We start from the raw sequence: 17,754 nt of genomic DNA on the forward strand, positions 1-17,754 counted from the left end.
GGGATTTCGCGCGCGTTATAGGCAGGTTAGTCGGCGTTGTCACGCGCGCGGGATCGACGCGGGCAAAGGGCCGGGGTTCTGCGCCGAACGAGCGCCCTTTACTCGAAAGATTCCCTGTCTATCCGGTAGCCGTGTTCCTCGACCAGGGCCAGCAGGCCGTTAACGCCCGAAAGATGCGCCGCGCCGACGGCCACGATGATCTCGTTGCCTTCGGCGGCCTTCAGGATCGGGTCGATCCAGCTGTAGTTGCGCCGGATCAGGAGCGCATCCTCCATGCGGGCAAAGTCGGCGGCGGCGGTTTCGGGATCCTCGGGAGACTCCGCGACGGAACGTTCCCGCGTGTACTCCCAGAACAACCGGTTCTTTTCGCCGAAGTATGACTCGATCAGTGTCTCGTACACGTTCTCCGACTCTGACAGCAGCGGCAGGGAAGAGCGCAGGATGTCCAGCTGATCGGCATCGTCCATGTCGGTGAATACGCGGATCGCGGCGTCGTAGGGTTCAAGCGCGAAAACGGGCACGCGGGCGTTTGCGGCCTCGTCCATGATCAGCTTGTCCAGCCCGTTCGCCTTGCCGCCCAGTTCCTTGATGGCACAGGGCGGCAGGCCAAGGATCGCGGTCGCATACCAGGGGCGGAGCTTCGAGGCGAGCACGGCAGGCATCCCGCGCGCCGCCAGTTCTCCCGACAGAAGCGTCCAGTCTTCCTGTCCAAGCCGCTCTGGCAGTGTCGCGCCCTCGGTCGCGAAGATCAGTTCGGGGCGCTTTGCGATTTCCGATTTCAGCTGCTGCTGCTCGGCATCGGTCGCCTCGACGTAGATCGCGTCGGAATGGGCGATGACGCTTTTCAGGCGCTCAAGCGGTTCGTCCATCCTGCTGTCATAGACGTGAAGCGTGCCGACGAAATGGATGATGTTGTCACCCTTGGTCGCCACGTAGCGATTTCCGGTCGCGTAGGGATGTGACTCGGAGCTTGCCTCCAGGGCCGCGAAGGCGTCGGGGGGCATTGCGTCCAGCAGGTTCTGCCCGGCGCATTGCGCCCAAGTCGTTCCCGGCGAAAGAAATGCTGCCAGGGCAAGGGCCAAACGGAAAGGGGAAGTCATGTAGCCGCAATTCCTTGGATCGTCTCTTCGGCACGCTGACACGGGCGGCCCTTCAAATCCAGTGCGGAGGCAAAAGAAATTTCGTCGCCAAGGCTGTTGACTCACGCTTTTGTCATCCCTAACTACGGCGCGTTAGCACTCGTGATTGGTGAGTGCTAATCACATTCAAACCTGGAACCTAGGGAGTGTTACCAGATGGCATTCAAACCGCTTCATGACCGCGTTCTGGTCAAGCGTGTGGAAAGCGACGAGAAGACCAAGGGCGGTCTGATCATCCCCGACAGCGCGAAGGAAAAGCCGGCCGAGGGTGAAGTCGTCGCCGTCGGCGAAGGCGCGCGCAAGGATTCGGGCGAGCTGATCGCGCCCTCCGTCAAGGCCGGCGACCGGATCCTGTTCGGCAAGTGGTCGGGCACCGAGGTGACGATCGACGGCAAGGAAATGCTGATCATGAAGGAAAGCGACATTCTCGGCATCATCGCCTGAGACTGTTTCTGACCTTCCATTCAAACCAGACAACCAGGAGAAGCCAAGATGGCAGCCAAGGACGTCAAGTTCGATTCCGATGCCCGCGACCGCATGCTTCGCGGCGTCAACATCCTCGCCGATGCGGTGAAGGTGACCCTCGGCCCGAAGGGCCGCAACGTTGTGATCGAGAAAAGCTTCGGTGCGCCCCGCATCACCAAGGACGGTGTGTCGGTCGCCAAGGAAATCGAGCTCGCCGATCGCTTCGAGAACATGGGCGCGCAGATGGTGAAGGAAGTCGCCTCGCGCACCAATGACGAGGCCGGCGACGGCACCACCACCGCCACGGTTCTGGCCCAGGCGATCGTTCGCGAAGGCTTGAAGTCGGTTGCGGCCGGCATGAACCCGATGGACCTCAAGCGCGGCATCGACCTGGCCGTCCACAAGGCCGTCGCGCACATCAAGAACGCCGCCCGCAAGGTCGCGGATTCCGCCGAAGTCGCCCAGGTTGGCACGATCTCCGCAAACGGCGAGGCCGAAATCGGCCGTCAGATCGCCGACGCGATGCAGAAGGTCGGCAACGAGGGTGTCATCACCGTCGAAGAGAACAAGGGCCTGGAGACCGAGACCGAGGTCGTCGAAGGCATGCAGTTCGACCGCGGCTACCTCTCGCCCTACTTCGTGACCAACCCCGACAAGATGATCGCGGAACTCGATGACGCGATGATCCTCCTGCACGAAAAGAAACTGTCGTCGCTCCAGCCGATGGTTCCGCTGCTCGAGTCGGTCATCCAGTCGCAGAAGCCGCTCCTCATCATCGCCGAGGACGTGGAAGGCGAAGCGCTGGCGACTCTCGTCGTCAACAAGCTGCGCGGTGGCCTGAAGATCGCCGCCGTCAAGGCTCCGGGCTTCGGCGACCGCCGCAAGGCCATGCTGCAGGACATCGCGATCCTGACCGGCGGCCAGGTGATCTCGGAAGACCTCGGCATGAAGCTTGAGAATGTCGGCATCGACATGCTGGGCCGCGCCAAGAAGGTCTCGATCTCGAAGGACAACACCACCATCGTGGACGGTGCCGGCGAGAAGGCGGAAATCGAAGCGCGTGTCGCCCAGATCCGCACCCAGATCGAGGAAACCACCTCGGACTACGACCGCGAGAAGCTGCAGGAGCGTGTTGCCAAGCTCGCCGGTGGCGTCGCCGTCATCCGCGTCGGCGGCATGACCGAGGTCGAAGTGAAAGAGCGCAAGGACCGCGTCGATGACGCCCTGAACGCGACCCGCGCGGCCGTGCAGGAAGGCATCGTCGTCGGTGGCGGCGTGGCCCTGGTGCAGGCTGCAAAAGCTCTTGACGGTCTGAGCGGTGCGAACGCCGACCAGAACGCCGGTATCGTGATCGTCCGCAAGGCGCTGGAAGCGCCGCTGCGCCAGATCGCGCAGAACGCGGGCGTCGACGGTTCGGTCGTGGCCGGCAAGGTTCGCGAATCCTCGGACGCGAAGTTCGGCTTCAACGCCCAGACCGAAGAATATGGCGACATGTTCAAGTTCGGCGTCATCGACCCGGCGAAGGTCGTGCGCACTGCGCTTGAGGATGCAGCATCGGTCGCCGGCCTGCTGATCACCACCGAAGCCATGGTTGCCGACAAGCCGGAGCCGAAGGGCGCGGCGGGCGGCGGCATGCCGGGCGGCATGGGCGGCATGGACGGGATGATGTAATCCCGGCCGATTGGCCAAGCGACAGGGGGCCCCGGCGACGGGGCCCTTTTCTTTTGCGGATCCGCCTTCGGGACTGAAAAGCGTGCCGAACGCAGTGGGGAATTCGCTGGCCAGAAACGACAATCGCGTTATGGTGGCGCCGATAGCGAGGCTCCGGATGCGCCTGTTCCTGCTGACTGCCTTGACGATGACCGCCTTTGCGGCCAACTCGGTTCTCAACCGGCTTGGCGTCGGGCCGGGTCACATCGGCCCTGTGGACTTCGCGATCGTCCGGCTGCTGGCCGGCGCGGCCATGTTGGGGCTTCTGATCCTGTGGCGTTACCGGTTCCGGAGCGGGCGGCTATCCCCCGGCGCGCCGGGCCGCAGGGTATTGGGGGCGTGCTCGCTTCTGATCTACCTGTTCGGCTTCTCGCTGGCCTATGGCGCGCTCGATGCCGGGGTTGGTGCGCTGATCCTGTTCGGCATGGTCCAGATCACGATGTTCGCCGGCGCGCTGTTGTTTCGGGAACCGGTTCCGCCCCGGCGTTGGATGGGCGCGGCCCTGGCGTTCGCGGGCTTGCTCTGGCTGTTCGCACCGGGCGAAGGGGCGGCCTTGAGCGGCGTTCACGCGGGGATGATGTGCGCGGCAGGCGTTGGCTGGGGCATCTATTCGCTGTCGGCGCGCGGGGCCGCGGATCCGTTGGGTGCGACGGCATGGAACTTTCTGTTCGCGGCGGTGCCGGGCCTGCTGGCGGCTGCAGTGCTGGTTTCACGAGGGATCGCCGCCGATGGCCTCGGGCTTTCCCTGGCGATCCTGTCCGGCGCCGTGACCTCGGGCCTTGGCTACGCGCTTTGGTACGCGATCCTGCCCGCGCTTGGTGCGACCCGCGCGGCCGTCGCGCAGCTGTCGGCCCCGGTGATCGCGGCCTTCGGAGGGCTCGTGCTGATCGGTGAACCGGTGACCCTGCGGCTTGTGGTGGCGTCGCTTCTTGTCCTGGGCGGGGTTGCCATCGCCAGCGTGCCGCGCCGCGGTTGAACGCGCGCCAATGGTCAGAGCGCCTTGACCATGCGGCGCAAACGGTGCCGCGCCTCGGCGTCGTCGCGCCAGACCCCGGTGTCGACGAACCCCTCGCGTTCCCAGAAGGCGCGCCCGCGTGGGTTTTCATCCAGAACGGCCAGGTAAAGCCTTTGGGCACCCGCGCGGCGGGCGCGGTCCTCGGCCTCTGCCAGCAAGCGGCGTCCCAATCCCTGTCCCCTCAGGCGCGGGGCAAGGATCATCAGGCCCAGGTAAGCGTCCCCGGGATCGGGAAACCCGAAGGCCAGTTCGGCGACGCCGCTCAGCCGGTCATCGACGAACAGGCCCAGGTGGTGAGAAGCTGCAACATCGCAGCCCGGCGGCGCATCGGTAAAGAACTCTTCCGCCTTGGCGCGATCCGGGGCGGTCCGGTCGGCAAGGATCCAGTAGTCGGCGGCCTCGGCGTACAGCGCCTCGATCCGGTCGGTGTCCGAGCCGGGCGACAAATCGCGGATCAGCATGGCAGTGGATCGATCGCAATGATTTCAAGGCTGACGGTGCCAGCAGGTCGGCGCCATTCGACGACGTCACCGACGCGCGCGCCGATCAGGGCGCGCGCCAGCGGTGATTGCGGGGCGATGCGGCCAAGGGCGGCGTCGGCCTCGTCCTCGCCCACAATCTCGAACTCATGCTGGGCGTCGTCCTCGTCCACGACGGTGATGCGTGTACTGAAGGCGGCCTCGGACGGTGCCGTATCCGTGGGTTCGACAAGGATGGCCGAACGCAGCCGCGCCTCCACATACCGGATATCGCGTTCCGCGGCACGCTCTGGCAGGCGGTCCAGCCGATCCGCACGCGCGCGAAGACGGGCAAGTTCTGCCTGAAGCGCAGTCAGGCGGTCGCGAAGCGCCGCCAGCCCGCGCGGGGAAACATAGTTCGGATGCGGGCTGATCGGCAGATCGGGCAGCGGTTCGTTGTCCGGCCCGTCTTCCTTGACGAAAGCGCGGCTCATCGCACGATGACCTCCAGCGGATCGTAAAGGATCCCCTCGCCCCAGGCTGCCTTGGCCAGGCTGTCGGGCTTGTGCCGCAACCGGCCAAGTTCATCGCGCGTAACGAAGCGGCGCTGTGTCACGATGCCTTCCGGGTCGCGCCATACCGGGGGAAGAGCGTTGAGGGGCCGGCAACGAAAATAGACGTCTACCTGGTGAAAGCCCGTCGCGGGGTCGTGAAATTCGTTCACGAGACACGGCTCCTGCACCATGACCTTTAGGCCCGTCTCCTCCTCGACCTCGCGCGCGAGATTGTCGGGCAGCGAGCTGCCGACGTGGGCGCCCCCGCCCGGCGCGCACCAAAGGTCCGACTTGCCTTCGGGGTAGGCGTTCACAACCAGCAGCCGATCCTCGGACAGGATCAGGGCGCGGACGGCAAGGCGGGGAGAGCGGCGTGTCATCGCCGCACACTGGCCTGCGTCGCGGGCATTGGCAAGTCGCCCGCTCTGGCCTATCTGGTGCGGATGCGGTTCGTTACGCTCCTTCTTGGCCTGCTGTTGCTTTCCTTGCCCGCACGCGCGGATTGCGTCGTGCTGCTGCACGGACTCCACCGTTCGGAAGGGTCTCTCATCGTCCTGCAGAAGGTGCTTGAGCGGCATGGCTACCGCACGGTGAACCCCGACTACCCTTCGACCAAGGCACCGATCGAAACGCTGATGGAAACCTGGGTGACGCCGGCGGTCGAGCGCTGCGGCGGGGATCGGGTGCACTTCGTTACGCATTCGATGGGGGGGATCCTGGTCCGCGCGTGGCTTGCCACCCACAAGCCCGCGAACCTGGGCCGGGTGGTGATGCTCGCCCCGCCGAACCGCGGGTCCGAACTGATCGACCTCGCGGATAACTATGATTTCCTGTCCCGGGTTCTGGGTCCTGCCGGATTGCAGCTTGGCACATCTCCGACATCGGAGCCAAATACCCTGGGTCCGGCACGGTTCGATCTTGGCATCATTGCAGGCGACGTGAGCTTCAATCCGCTCTATTCCTGGGTCATCGGCGGAAAGGATGACGGCAAGGTCTCGGTCGCATCAACCAGGATGGCAGGCATGACCGATCACATCGTCCTGCCCACCAGCCATACGTTCATCATGAACAATCCAAGGACGCTCGCCCAAGTCCTTGAGTTTCTTGAGAACGGACGGTTCGATCACATGCTGACGCTGACCGGGGCGGTCGAGCGCATCTGGCGCTGAGTGCCTCAGGCGGGTTTGCGGACCCGGTTGACGTGACCCATCTTGCGGCCCGGGCGCGCTTCGGCCTTGCCGTAGAGATGGATCGCGGCATTGGTCTCGCGCGCGATGGCGGGCACCTTCAGCACATCGTCGCCGATCAGGTTTTCCATCACCACGTCGGCATGGCGCGACCCGTCGCCCAAGGGCCAGCCCGCGACGGCGCGGATATGCTGTTCGAACTGGTCGACGGCACAGCCGTTCTGCGTCCAGTGACCGGAGTTGTGGACCCTGGGCGCGATTTCGTTCACGACCAGCCCGCCCGGTGTCACGAAAAGCTCGACCCCCATCACGCCGACGTAGTCCAGCGCATTCAGGATGCGCGCCGCCAGCAGGACTGCGTCCGTGCGCTCACTTGCACTCAGCGTCGCGGGCACCGTCGTCGTCGACAGGATGCCACCGAGATGGACGTTTTCGCCCGGATCGTAGGCCGCTACCTCGCCCGTCAGCCCGCGCGCGGCGATGACCGAAACCTCGCGCGTGAAGGTGACGAAGCCTTCCAGAACGGCAGGCGCGCCGCGCATTTCGGCAAGGGCTGCGGGCGCCTCCGACCGGTCCATGATCCGCGCCTGGCCCTTTCCGTCATAGCCAAGCCGGGTGGTCTTCAGGATCGCGGGTGCACCGATATGGGCCAACGCCTCGTCCAGCGTGGCTTCGTCGTCGACTGCCGCATACGGGGCCGTGGTCAGGCCGATCCCGCTGAGGAAGTCCTTTTCCAGGATGCGGTCCTGGCTGACGGCCAGGGCGCGCCGGTTCGGGCGGATCGGCCGCAGGCTTTCCAGAAGGTCCAGCGCCGCGGTTGGAACATTCTCGAATTCATAGGTGATGACGTCCACGCCCTCGGCGAAGGCACGAAGCGCAGCCGCGTCCTCGTAGGGCGCGGTCACCACCTTTTCCGCGACATGGGTGGCGGGCGGGTTTGCCGATGGTTCGTAGACATGGGTTCTGTAGCCGAGTCGCGCGGCGGCGACCGACAGCATGCGGCCCAACTGACCGCCGCCCAGGATGCCGATCACCGAGCCGGGGGGCAGCATGTCACTCATCTTTCGGCTCCTCGGGGATGGAGGCGGACAGCGCCTCGCGCCAGGCGTCGAGCCTGGCGGCCAGATCGGCGTCGTTCACGGCCAGGATTCCTGCGGCCATCAGACCCGCGTTGGCCGCGCCCGCTGCGCCGATCGCCATGGTGGCGACGGGATAGCCCTTGGGCATCTGCACGATGGAATACAGGCTGTCCACGCCCGACAGTGCCCTTGTCTGGATCGGCACGCCGATCACCGGAACGCGGGTCTTCGATGCCATCATGCCGGGCAGGTGCGCGGCGCCGCCGGCGCCCGCGATGATGACCTGAAGCCCCCGTTCAACGGCCGTCCTGCCGTAGGACCAGAGCCGGTCTGGCGTGCGGTGAGCCGAGACGATCTTCTGTTCGTAGCGCACGCCCAGTTCGTCAAGAATCAGCGCCGCCTCTTTCATGGTGGGCCAGTCCGACTGGGATCCCATGATGATACCGACTTTCACGCCCATTCGGACCTCCCCAGCGGATGGAGCGCGCAATATAGCGGCGGGCGTGCAGGCGACAAGGGCCGAAAGGCCGCTGCCGCCGCCATCACGCGATGATGTCGGGGGTCAGAAGATCCTCGATCCGGGAGATCCGGTCCTTGAGGCCAAGTTTCTGCTTCTTGAGCCTGCGCAGCGTCAGTTGATCAGCGCGGCCCGATTCCTCCATCAGGTGGATGGCTTCGTCCAGATCGCGGTGTTCCGTCTTCAGTACTTCCAGTTTGACGCGCAAGACGTCATCGCTGTCCATTGTCGTTGGGGCGTTCATGTTCTTGTGGCCCGAGTCGATTCCCTGCAGTTGCAAACTATACCAATGCCCGCCCTCTGCGGGAAGCTTCACGCAAACGTATGCACACTTGCCCACCGTGCGGCCGCATCCCATATTGTAGGTCAGGGTTGCCGGAATCGGGGCCCTTTCTGCACGTCGCTTGACTTCGAGGACCTGCCCGAGATGACGAAACTGACCTTTGGCGCCCATCCCTTCCTTCTGGGGTTCGATCAGCTGGAACGGCTGGTTGAACGCACCGCGAAATCCGGGAACGAGGGCTATCCGCCCTTCAACATCGAACAGTCCTCGGAAAACACCTTCCGGATCACGCTCGCCGTGGCGGGGTTTCGGGAAGAGGATCTGGCGATCACGGTCGAGGACCGGCAACTGGTGATCCGCGGTCGCCAGGCCGAAGAGCCGGAGGGGCGCATCTATCTTCACCGAGGCATAGCCGCCCGCGCGTTCCAGCGCAGCTTTGTGCTGGCCGAGGGCGTGGATGTCGCGGGGGCCCAGATGGAAAACGGGCTGCTGCACGTGGACCTCAATCGGTCCGTTCCCGATCCGGTCGTGCAGACCATTCGCATCTCGCGCAAGTAAAGGAGGCAGGCATGCATACGAAATTCGACTTCGGACCCGAAGCGGACGATCGGATCGTCTATGTCCGGCCGGTCGCGGTTGACGACCTTCCGGACGAGGTCCGCGAACAGGTTCCCGGCGTCAAGACGCTTTACGCCGTCTGCGACGCGGACGGAGAGCGGCTGGCGCTGGTCAAGGACCGCCGGATGGCGTTCCTTCTGGCCCGGCAGAACGACATGTCGCCCGTCAACGTCCACTAGCGGGCTTCTTTCGGGTTGCCGAAAAAGGAAAGGCCGGGCGATCATGCCCGGCCTTTGTCTTTCTGTCCGCCCGCTCAGGCCTTGATCAGCCCCATGCTTTCAAGCTTGAGCAGCACCTGGTGCGCGCAGTTGTCGACGTCGACGTTTTCGGTCTCGACGCGAAGTTCGGGATTTTGCGGCTCTTCGTAGGGGTCCGAGATGCCGGTGAACTCCTTGATCTTGCCTTCGCGGGCAAGCTTGTAGAGCCCCTTGCGGTCGCGGCGTTCGCATTCCTCGATCGACGTCGCGACATGCACCTCGACGAAGGCGCCATAGGCCTCGACCATCTCGCGCACGCCGCGGCGGGTCGCGGTGTAGGGCGCGATCGGCGCGCAGATGGCGATGCCGCCGTTCTTGGTGATCTCGGAGGCGACATAGCCTATGCGGCGGATGTTGATGTCGCGGTGTTCCTTCGAGAAGCCGAGTTCCGACGACAAGTGCTTGCGCACCACGTCGCCGTCGAGAAGCGTCACCGGACGCCCACCCATCTCCATCAGCTTGACCATGAGCGCGTTGGCGATCGTCGACTTGCCCGAGCCGGACAGGCCGGTGAAGAAGACGGTGAAGCCCTGCCTCGCGCGCGGGGGCGAGGTGCGGCGCAGTTCCTTGACCACTTCGGGGAAGGAGAACCAGTCGGGGATTTCAAGACCTTCGCGCAGGCGGCGGCGCAACTCGGTGCCGGAGATGTCGAGCACGGTGGAGCCTTCGGGAACCTCGTCGACCGGATAGTACTGCGCCTTTTCCTGGACGTAGACCATCTGCTTGAAGTCGACCATCTCGATGCCGACCTCCTCCTGGTGCTGGCGCACCAGTTCCTGCGCGGCATAGGGGTCGTAGAAGTCCTTGCCCTGGCTGTTCTTGCCGGGGCCGGCATGATCGCGGCCGACGATGAAGTGGGTCAGCCCGTGGTTCTTGCGGATGATCGCGTGCCACAGTGCCTCGCGCGGGCCACCCATGCGCATGGCGAGGTTCAGCAGGCTCATGTGCGTCGTCGAGGCCGGGTACTGGCCCAGCACTGCCTCGTAGCAGCGCACGCGGGTGAAGTGGTCGACGTCGCCGGGCTTGGTCATGCCGACCACCGGGTGGATCAGCAGGTTCGCCTGCGCTTCCTTGGCCGCGCGGAAGGTCAGTTCCTGGTGCGCGCGGTGCAGCGGGTTGCGGGTCTGGAACGCGACGATCTTGCGCCAGCCGAGCTTGCGGAAGAAGGCGCGCAACTCGTTCGGCGTGTCGCGACGGCCCTTGAAGTCATAGTGGACGGGCTGCTGGATGCCGGTGATCGGCCCGCCAAGATAGATCTTGCCCGCCTTGTGGTGCAGGTAGTTGACCGCCGGGTGGGCGACGTCATCGGCGCCGAAGACCTTTTCGGCCTCCCGGCTCTTGTTCGGTTCCCACTTGTCGGTGACCGACATGATGGCAAGGATCACGCCCTCGGCGTCGCGCAGCGCTATGTCCTGGCCCGGTTCCACCTTGGCCGCGAAATCCTCGGTCACGTCGAGCGTGACCGGCATCGGCCACAGATCGCCGGTCGTCAGTCGCATCGTGTCAACGACGCTGTCGTAATCCGCCTCGGTCAGGAAGCCTTTCAGCGGGTAGAAGCCGCCGTTCATAAGAAGCTCCAGGTCGCAGACCTGCCGCTGGGACAGATCCCAGGACGGCAGCGCGCCCGCTTCGTGTTTCAGCTTCTGCGCGGACTCGTAGGATACGTAAAGCTCCGGGATCGGAGCGAGGTTGGAAAGCTGCATCGGGGTCGGGGCCTCTGACGAAAACGCGGCGGGGTGCCGCCTTGGCGGCGACTTGCCCCGAAACGGGAAGAAGTTCAAGGTTCCCGGCTGAACTTGGCGCATATTTGGGACAAAGGTGCTAAGATTGCCCGCAAGTGCGGAAACTGTCGCAGATTGCCGCCAAACCGAAAAACTGTCGGCGCTTTCAACCTGCGGGACGAGGACGCCTGTCGGGTTGACCGGCGCGGACGCGTCGCGATTCAGCAAGGGGGGTGATGGATGAGCAGCATCTCTGTGCGTGACGCCACCCCTGCCGATGCGCCCGCCCTTGTCGATATCGTGTTGATGGCGGGCGAGGGGTTGCCCGAGCGCGTCTGGGCGGAAATGGCGCACCCCGGCGAAACCCTTCGTGATGTGGGCCTGCGCCGCGCAGCCAGGGGCGAAGGATCCTTCAGTTTCCGCAACGCGCAGATCGCGACGCGGAACGGCGATCTGGCCGGCGGCATGGTCGGCTATCCGCTGCCTGATGATCCGGTGCCGATCGGACCCGATTTCCCAGCCGAGTTTGTCCCCCTGCAGGAGCTTGAGAACCTCGCCCCAAGCACGTGGTATCTGAACATCGTCGGGGTTTACGACGGGATGCGTGGCCAGGGCGTCGGCTCCGCGCTTTTGGCCCATGCCGAGGGTGTGGCGCGCCGGGCGGGCCTGCGCGCCGTTTCCCTGATCGTCTTCTCAGGCAATCCCGGCGCAAGGCGGCTTTATGAAAGGGCCGGCTTCCGGGAACGCGCACGACGTCGGATGCATGTTCCGGGCTGGGAACATGACGGCGCGAACGCCATCCTGATGGTCAAGTCCGTATAGGCAGGGCGTCGCCCGGCCTTAGCCCTCGTGCCCGGCCAGCCAGCGCTCTGCGTCAAGCGCGGCCATGCACCCCATCCCGGCAGAGGTTACCGCCTGACGGTAGACATGGTCGGTCAGATCGCCCGCCGCGAAGACGCCAGGGGTCGAGGTTTCGGTCGTGCCCGGCTTGACCTTCACATAGCCACCGTTGTGCAGTTCAAGCTGGTCCTTGACCAGTTCGGACGCGGGCGCGTGGCCGATCGCCACGAAGAACCCGTCGCAGGGCACCACGGTCTCGGCGCCCGTTGCGACGTTGCGCGCACGGACGCCGGTCACGCCAAGCGGCTGCTCGTTGCCAAGGACCTCTTCGACGACGTGGTCCCAGAGGATCTCGACCTTGGGGTTCTTGAAGAGCCTGTCCTGAAGGATCTTTTCGGCGCGAAGCGAGTCGCGGCGGTGGATCAGCGTGACCTTGCTTGCGAAATTGGTGAGGAACAGCGCCTCTTCCACGGCGGTGTTTCCGCCGCCGATCACGACGACCTCGCGCCCACGGTAGAAGAAGCCGTCACAGGTCGCGCAGGCGGAAACGCCGAAACCCTTGAACTTCTCCTCGCTCGGAAGGCCCATCCACTTGGCCTGGGCGCCTGTCGCAAGGATCACCGCGTCGGCGGTGTACGTCGTGCCGCTGTCGCCGTGGGCCGTGAACGGGCGCTTGGAAAGGTCGAGCGACTGGATGTGGTCCGATATGACCTCTGCCCCCATCGCCTCGGCATGCGCCTGCATCCGCACCATAAGGTCGGGACCCTGCACTTCCGTGTCGCCGGGCCAGTTTTCAACCTCGGTCGTGATCGTCAGCTGTCCGCCCGGCTGGATGCCTTGGACGAGGATGGGGCTAAGCATCGCGCGGGACGCATAGACCGCCGCGGTGTAGCCCGCCGGTCCGGAGCCGATGATCAATACCCTGGTGTGGCGCGTCTCGCTCATGTTGCCCCTCTTCACAAACGGTTTGAGGCCATATAATCAGCGCCGCGCGCGGGGGAAAGCCCCAACGGATCGCAGCGCACATGCCGGAAATTGCGCGGGTGCGAAATAATATTGCGCAGGTCAGGCCCTGCGGATAAGTTCTGCGATAATTTCAGGAGAGACCAATGGCCGGACACAAGCTCGACGAGATCGACCGCAAGATCCTGTCGGAACTTCAGGCGGACGGCCGCATGACCAACGTCGAACTGGCGCGCCGGGTCGGCATTTCGGCGCCGCCGTGCCTGCGCCGTGTGCGCACGCTGGAAGAGGCGGGCTATATCCGTGGCTATCACGCTGACGTGAACCCGCGCGAACTTGGGTTCGAGGTTCAGGTCTTTGCCATGGTCGGCCTGCACAGTCAGGCAGAGGTGGACCTGTCCGCATTCGAACAGCGCTGCCGCGAATGGCCGCTTGTCAGAGAGTGTCACATGCTGAACGGGGAAATCGACTTCATCCTGAAATGTGTCGCCCCGGACCTGTCCACCTTTCAGTCGTTCCTGACCGAAAAACTGACCTCTGCGCCGAACGTGGCCAGCGTGAAAACCTCGCTCGTCATCCGCTGTGCGAAGGATGAGCCCGGCGTTCCCTTCGATGTGCTCGAGGACCGCCTGGCCCGATTGGCCTGACGGTCCCCGCATTCCCGCCCGCGCCTGGAGCCGCGGCCGGTATTTCCTTCACCCGTAAAGCACCCGCTCCATCTCGGCCATGGACAACTGTCCGTGGGCGACCCGGCCGAAGTCTGCAAAGCCTTTCACCTGCGGGAAAAGCGCCAGGAAAAGGGAGGCGAGCTGTGTATCCATCATCTCGGCGATTCCCGATCCCGGATGATAGCTTTCCACCTCGAGACCCGCCGCCCGGATCGATCCGTGGCGTTCCAGAACCAGATGATAGACCGGCACCGGCGCGATGGGCGTCACCTCGACGATCGACACGCCGTCCACGAAGGCGGCCGCCGGCGCATAGGCCGAAGCCATGCCGGTGGCGGCCTGGAAGCGGTCGTCCCGCAGCAGGATGCGGGCGCGGGGGCCAAGCACCAGATCGGGATTCGGCCGGCCAAGCCCAAAGGCATCGGCAGTGACCCGCGTCATCAGTGCAGGCTCGATGCCGCTGACCGCGTTCGGCGGAAAGATCGTCATCGACCCCACCCACGTCACCCGCTCGGATCCGCCCTCCGCGGTCTGCACGCGCGTGCCGGGCATCAGGTCTTCGATCGCCACCGGCCCGTCTTCGGTCTGAACCACGGTGCCCCGCGCAAAGGCGGAAAAGGCTTCCTCGAACTGGCTTATCGCCGGGGCAACCCGCGTGGCGAATTCCACGTCGCCAGATGAGGAAAGCCAGGCGATTTCATATCTCCGGGTGCGTACCGGCGCGCGCTGTGGGCGAAGCCCGGGGCGCTGGTATGCGAGAGCCGGAGAAGATTTGGACTTTGCCGGCGCAATGCCGGCTGAACCCGCGGATACCGCCGCGGAACGATACGAGAACGACATGCGAACAGCCTTTCGGTCTGTCACATCTGCACACACCCACACCCGGAAACAGCAGACTGACTACATGATCAAATTTGCGGGTCTGAGGCGGCGCTGTCAAAGAGACGCACCTGATAAGCGCTGATCGCGCCGCCAATCCGGGCGATGCGGAAAGGTTTGTTCGCCTGCGGCGACAGTTTCACCTCGGCGGCATATTTTGCCTTTTTCCCGCCACAATTCGCGCGGGGAATCGGGGGCGAACTGGCATTCCGATCAAGGCGCGCGCGGGCGCTTGTCCGACCGCGCCGAGGCAATCGCGCGCGGGTTCGGCAGTTTTGGACAGGCGGTGCCTTATTCGGACTGTGCCGCGTCGCGCCGTCTTGCCCGGCTCCAGGGGGGCACGAAATCGAAACTTCTGATTTCTGCCAACATGCGTGTCATCCAGCGGCGCTTGCTGCTCATCGTTTGCCTCTTGCCCGATGGGTCGGCAGCTTCAAGGGCTGCGGACCTGTTTCTTTGGGAACGATGCACACCCATTGCGGCGGTCTTTTATTTCTTTCTGCGAAATAAAATCAAGCTCCTTCGGCGGCGAAACCTCGGAAATATTGATTTTATTCAGAGTTTTATTGCGATCCCGGGGCAACATCGGATGCCGTGATCGTGGCGGATCCGGGGCCGCTGGCGCGCCTACAGGCAGATCGCCGATATCAGGCGACCGTAATCCGCTTCGTGCTGGTGGACCGAGCGGCGGTAGGAATAGAAGCGGGCGGGGTCGGAATAGGTGCAGTGCCTGATCCATTCGGCGTGGCCGACCCCTGCCTCGCGCAGGCGGGAAAGGCCAAAAGCCGGAAGGTCGAAAAGATACCGGTCGCCATCGCCACTCGCAAAAAACCGGTCGTAGCGGTCGTTCTCGGCCAGGAACGCGTCCAGGAACTCGGGTCCGACCTCATAGGCGCGCTGACTGATCGATGGTCCGATCACGGCGGCGATCCGGCCCCGGTCGGCGCCCAGCCGTTCCATGGCCTCGATCGTTGCTTCCAGCACGCCTTGAAGCGCGCCGCGCCAACCGGCATGGGCCGCGCCGATGACGCCTGCATCCGCATCCGCGAACAGAACCGGCTGGCAGTCGGCGGTCAGCACCGTCAGCGCAAGGCCCGGCGTCCGGGTCACCAGCGCGTCGGCGCGGGGTTGATCCTCCAGCGGTCCCGTGACGGTCACGACGTCGGCAGAATGGACCTGGTGCGCGCCGACAAGCGCGGGCGGTGCAAGATCCAGTGCCGAGGCGACGCGCGAACGGTTGAGGGCGACGGCCTCGCGCTGATCGGATGACCCGAATCCGCAGTTCAGTCCTGAAAAGATCCCCGATGACGCCCCGCCCTTGCGCGTGAAAAAGCCGTGCCGCAGCGGCGAGAGCGCATCATGGGTCAGGATTTCAAGCGTCAGGTGCACGGTTCGACATCCAATCCGGCTGGCGCCGGCGTTCCGGTCGGGTGGCAGGCGATCACCTTGAATACCTCGCCCATTTCCTCGGGGTGGGTCAAGCGGCGATGGGCCGCGACATGTTCGGCCAGCGCAGCGTCACGAAGTTTGCGTGCAAGCGCCTGCGCCCGCGCGGTGATGCCAAGCCGCTCCAGGAACACGCCTTGCGGCGTCATCCGGGTGACCGCCGCGCCCGCATCGCGCATCGCCATCGCCAGCGCTTCAAAGTCGACATGCGCCGTCAGGTCGGCGTCACCGGGATCAACAAGAGGATCGACCGGGCGATGGCCTCGGACGGCCTGGAACGTGTCACCCAGCGAATGCCAGCCGCCGTAGTCGATGACCAGGGCCGCGCCGCCGAAGCGGGCGATCCGGTCCGCGATATCCGCCGCGATCGGCCCGGCCGCGGGGCAGAGTTCGACGATATCGCCATCGACCGTGTCGGCAATCCGATGCGCCAGCGCCGGGAACCGTGTTTCCGGACCAAGGCCAAGGGTCAACCGGCCGTCGGACAGGCCAACCTGGCGTTCGCACCAGCCCCTGCCATGGCGGACGAACTGGCGGATCGGCAGGGCGTCGAAGAACTCGTTCGCAACAAGGAACAGCGGGCCGTCGGGCAGGCTTTCGATGGTCGCGTGCCATTCAGCCGCTCCGCCAAGCCTTTCGCGCTGGCGCGACCTGAGAACCGGCGAGGCTTCAACAAGGTGCACCTGAGCCGCATCCGCCATCCCCGCCACTGCGCGAATCGCGCGCAGGACGTCGGACATCAGCGTGCCGCGGCCCGGGCCGATCTCGGCCAGAAGGAAGGGGCTTGGTCGGCCCTGGTCCACCCAGGCCTGCGCCAGGCAGAGCCCCAGCATTTCCCCGAACATCTGGCTGATTTCAGGTGCGGTGGTGAAATCGCCCGCCCGCCCCAGCGGGTCGCGCGTTGCGTAGTAACCGTGCTGCGGATGCAGCAGGCAGGCGGCCATGAAATCCGCAAGGCTCATCGGTCCTTCGGTCGCGATCTGCGCGGCGAGGATCGGCGCAAGGGGGCTCACCTGCGCGACCTTGCCAGAAGCCAGACGCCAAAGGCGATCATCGGCAACGACAGGAGCTGCCCCATCGACAGGCCCAGGCTGCCCCAGTTGATGACGTGGCCCCAGGGATTCTGCGGCGTGATGAACTGCGCATCGGCTTGCCGAACGAACTCCACCAGGAACCGCGCGACGCCGTAGCCCAGAAGAAAGGCGCCGGTGATGCGGCCGGGGTGCCTCAGCGCGCCGCGGCGGAACAGCGCCAGAAGGATCAGGCCGAGGATCAGCCCCTCCATCCCCGCCTCGTAAAGCTGGCTGGGGTGGCGCGCGCAGAGGCCGGGCGTAATGCCGGGGCAATCCTGAGCGGCGTCTCCGGGAAAGATCACGCCCCACGGTAGGGTCGTCGGACGGCCCCAAAGCTCTGCGTTGACGAAGTTCGCAAGGCGGCCAAGGAACAGCCCGATGGGCGCGACCAGCGCCATGGCGTCGGCCAGTTGCAGGACCGGAACGCCATGCCGGCGGCAGAACCAGACCCCCGCGGCGACCACGCCCAGAAACCCGCCGTGGAAGGACATGCCGCCTTCCCAGACCTTCACGATATCAGCCGGGTGCTCGATGAAATGGGCCGGTTGATAGAAAAGAACGTAGCCAAGCCGCCCGCCCAGGATGATGCCGAGGATGACGGCGGTCAGCAGATCCTCGACCTTGTTGGCCTCGACCGGCGCCCTGTCTCCTGGCCAAAGCCGGGGGCGGCGCATGAGCGCAAGCAGGATGCGCCAGCCCGCAAGGATGCCCGCGATGTAGGCCAGCGCATACCATCTGAGCGTCAGCGTCAGGCCGAAGACGGTGAACGAAAAGATTTCGTTCGAGATATTGGGGAACTCGATCGCGGCCTGCATCCTCACTCCTTATTGGCCCGGTCAGGGCTGCGGCGACGATCTGCTTGAGCTTTCCGTCGCCCGTGGC

The 17,754-nt window shown here is 64.9% G+C and carries 22 protein-coding genes; 9 read left to right on the forward strand and 13 right to left on the reverse strand.

The features are described from left to right. Positions 1 to 98: 98 nt before the first annotated feature. Positions 99 to 1,100, reverse strand: coding sequence for a TraB/GumN family protein (locus tag OEW28_RS12920; RefSeq protein ID WP_263735182.1), 1,002 nt, complete (start codon positions 1,098 to 1,100; stop codon positions 99 to 101). Positions 1,101 to 1,295: 195 nt separating this feature from the next. Here OEW28_RS12920 and groES point away from each other — a divergent pair, with 195 nt between their 5' ends. The 3 genes from groES to OEW28_RS12935 all read left to right on the forward strand — a co-directional run bounded on the left by groES (position 1,296) and on the right by OEW28_RS12935 (position 4,290). After that, on the forward strand, positions 1,296 to 1,583 hold the full coding sequence (gene groES, locus OEW28_RS12925) for a co-chaperone GroES (protein ID WP_263735183.1): 288 nt from the start codon (positions 1,296 to 1,298) through the stop codon (positions 1,581 to 1,583). Positions 1,584 to 1,631: 48 nt separating this feature from the next. Continuing rightward, positions 1,632 to 3,275, forward strand: a complete 1,644-nt coding sequence (gene groL / locus OEW28_RS12930) for a chaperonin GroEL (protein WP_263735184.1) — start codon at positions 1,632 to 1,634, stop codon at positions 3,273 to 3,275. A gap of 157 nt (positions 3,276 to 3,432) precedes the next feature. Next, a complete protein-coding gene (locus OEW28_RS12935) occupies positions 3,433 to 4,290 on the forward strand; it encodes a DMT family transporter (RefSeq protein WP_263735185.1) in 858 nt (285 codons plus the stop codon). A 14-nt stretch (positions 4,291 to 4,304) separates the two neighbouring features. Here OEW28_RS12935 and OEW28_RS12940 read toward each other — a convergent pair whose 3' ends face one another. Genes OEW28_RS12940 through OEW28_RS12950 form a run of 3 tightly spaced genes read right to left on the reverse strand, consistent with a single transcriptional unit; the run spans position 4,305 to position 5,721 of the window. After that, positions 4,305 to 4,790: a GNAT family N-acetyltransferase gene (locus OEW28_RS12940; RefSeq protein ID WP_263735186.1), complete on the reverse strand. Its 486-nt coding sequence runs from the start codon at positions 4,788 to 4,790 to the stop codon at positions 4,305 to 4,307. Next, positions 4,784 to 5,281 carry a GreA/GreB family elongation factor gene (locus OEW28_RS12945; protein ID WP_263735187.1) on the reverse strand — a complete coding sequence of 166 codons (498 nt, stop codon included), beginning with the start codon at positions 5,279 to 5,281 and terminating at the stop codon, positions 4,784 to 4,786. Before OEW28_RS12945 ends, OEW28_RS12940 begins: the two co-directional genes overlap by 7 nt. Then, a complete protein-coding gene (locus tag OEW28_RS12950) occupies positions 5,278 to 5,721 on the reverse strand; it encodes an NUDIX domain-containing protein (protein WP_263735188.1) in 444 nt (147 codons plus the stop codon). Before OEW28_RS12950 ends, OEW28_RS12945 begins: the two co-directional genes overlap by 4 nt. A gap of 63 nt (positions 5,722 to 5,784) precedes the next feature. Between OEW28_RS12950 and OEW28_RS12955 the strand changes: the two genes are divergently transcribed. Beyond that, the gene (locus OEW28_RS12955) at positions 5,785 to 6,510 is read left to right on the forward strand and encodes an alpha/beta fold hydrolase (RefSeq protein ID WP_263735189.1); all 726 of its coding nucleotides are present in this window, start codon (positions 5,785 to 5,787) and stop codon (positions 6,508 to 6,510) included. 5 nt (positions 6,511 to 6,515) lie between these two features. On the opposite strand, the gene OEW28_RS12960 is transcribed toward OEW28_RS12955, so the two are convergent. The 3 genes from OEW28_RS12960 to OEW28_RS12970 all read right to left on the reverse strand — a co-directional run bounded on the left by OEW28_RS12960 (position 6,516) and on the right by OEW28_RS12970 (position 8,368). After that, positions 6,516 to 7,589: a 5-(carboxyamino)imidazole ribonucleotide synthase gene (locus OEW28_RS12960; protein WP_263735190.1), complete on the reverse strand. Its 1,074-nt coding sequence runs from the start codon at positions 7,587 to 7,589 to the stop codon at positions 6,516 to 6,518. Then, positions 7,582 to 8,067, reverse strand: a complete 486-nt coding sequence (purE, locus tag OEW28_RS12965) for a 5-(carboxyamino)imidazole ribonucleotide mutase (protein WP_263735191.1) — start codon at positions 8,065 to 8,067, stop codon at positions 7,582 to 7,584. Before purE ends, OEW28_RS12960 begins: the two co-directional genes overlap by 8 nt. An 82-nt stretch (positions 8,068 to 8,149) precedes the next feature. After that, on the reverse strand, positions 8,150 to 8,368 hold the full coding sequence (locus OEW28_RS12970) for a YdcH family protein (RefSeq protein ID WP_263735192.1): 219 nt from the start codon (positions 8,366 to 8,368) through the stop codon (positions 8,150 to 8,152). Positions 8,369 to 8,551: 183 nt separating this feature from the next. Between OEW28_RS12970 and OEW28_RS12975 the strand changes: the two genes are divergently transcribed. Further along, entirely contained in the window at positions 8,552 to 8,965 is a 414-nt protein-coding gene (locus OEW28_RS12975) for an Hsp20 family protein (RefSeq protein WP_263735194.1), read from the forward strand. An 11-nt stretch (positions 8,966 to 8,976) separates the two neighbouring features. Further along, positions 8,977 to 9,204 (forward strand): DUF1150 domain-containing protein, encoded by a 228-nt coding sequence (locus OEW28_RS12980; protein ID WP_263735195.1) that lies wholly within the window; start codon positions 8,977 to 8,979, stop codon positions 9,202 to 9,204. A 74-nt stretch (positions 9,205 to 9,278) separates the two neighbouring features. Here OEW28_RS12980 and OEW28_RS12985 read toward each other — a convergent pair whose 3' ends face one another. Next, positions 9,279 to 10,985, reverse strand: a complete 1,707-nt coding sequence (locus tag OEW28_RS12985) for a bifunctional sulfate adenylyltransferase/adenylylsulfate kinase (RefSeq protein WP_263735196.1) — start codon at positions 10,983 to 10,985, stop codon at positions 9,279 to 9,281. 258 nt (positions 10,986 to 11,243) lie between these two features. Here OEW28_RS12985 and OEW28_RS12990 point away from each other — a divergent pair, with 258 nt between their 5' ends. Continuing rightward, a complete protein-coding gene (locus OEW28_RS12990) occupies positions 11,244 to 11,825 on the forward strand; it encodes a GNAT family N-acetyltransferase (RefSeq protein WP_263735197.1) in 582 nt (193 codons plus the stop codon). An 18-nt stretch (positions 11,826 to 11,843) separates the two neighbouring features. On the opposite strand, the gene trxB is transcribed toward OEW28_RS12990, so the two are convergent. Further along, positions 11,844 to 12,788: a thioredoxin-disulfide reductase gene (gene trxB / locus OEW28_RS12995; protein ID WP_263735198.1), complete on the reverse strand. Its 945-nt coding sequence runs from the start codon at positions 12,786 to 12,788 to the stop codon at positions 11,844 to 11,846. 164 nt (positions 12,789 to 12,952) lie between these two features. On the opposite strand from trxB, the gene OEW28_RS13000 reads away from it, so the two are divergent. Continuing rightward, complete coding sequence (locus OEW28_RS13000) at positions 12,953 to 13,453, forward strand: Lrp/AsnC family transcriptional regulator (protein WP_263735199.1); 501 nt, start codon at positions 12,953 to 12,955, stop codon at positions 13,451 to 13,453. Positions 13,454 to 13,501: 48 nt separating this feature from the next. Here OEW28_RS13000 and OEW28_RS13005 read toward each other — a convergent pair whose 3' ends face one another. Next, positions 13,502 to 14,143, reverse strand: coding sequence for a Hint domain-containing protein (locus OEW28_RS13005; protein ID WP_263735200.1), 642 nt, complete (start codon positions 14,141 to 14,143; stop codon positions 13,502 to 13,504). Between the two features lie 442 nt (positions 14,144 to 14,585). Here OEW28_RS13005 and OEW28_RS13010 point away from each other — a divergent pair, with 442 nt between their 5' ends. Further along, entirely contained in the window at positions 14,586 to 14,951 is a 366-nt protein-coding gene (locus OEW28_RS13010; protein ID WP_263735201.1) for a hypothetical protein, read from the forward strand. Between the two features lie 29 nt (positions 14,952 to 14,980). Here OEW28_RS13010 and pgeF read toward each other — a convergent pair whose 3' ends face one another. From pgeF to lgt, 3 genes are read right to left on the reverse strand one after another with little or no spacing between them, the layout of a single operon-like run. Then, positions 14,981 to 15,736, reverse strand: a complete 756-nt coding sequence (gene pgeF / locus OEW28_RS13015) for a peptidoglycan editing factor PgeF (protein WP_263735372.1) — start codon at positions 15,734 to 15,736, stop codon at positions 14,981 to 14,983. Next, positions 15,733 to 16,812 carry a class I SAM-dependent methyltransferase gene (locus tag OEW28_RS13020; protein WP_263735202.1) on the reverse strand — a complete coding sequence of 360 codons (1,080 nt, stop codon included), beginning with the start codon at positions 16,810 to 16,812 and terminating at the stop codon, positions 15,733 to 15,735. The genes pgeF and OEW28_RS13020 overlap by 4 nt, the downstream gene beginning before the upstream one ends. Beyond that, positions 16,809 to 17,687, reverse strand: coding sequence for a prolipoprotein diacylglyceryl transferase (lgt, locus tag OEW28_RS13025; protein ID WP_263735203.1), 879 nt, complete (start codon positions 17,685 to 17,687; stop codon positions 16,809 to 16,811). Before lgt ends, OEW28_RS13020 begins: the two co-directional genes overlap by 4 nt. Positions 17,688 to 17,754: the final 67 nt, after the last annotated feature.

It is taken from the genome of Albidovulum marisflavi (assembly GCF_025751435.1).
In the GTDB taxonomy this organism is placed as follows: domain Bacteria; phylum Pseudomonadota; class Alphaproteobacteria; order Rhodobacterales; family Rhodobacteraceae; genus Albidovulum; species Albidovulum marisflavi.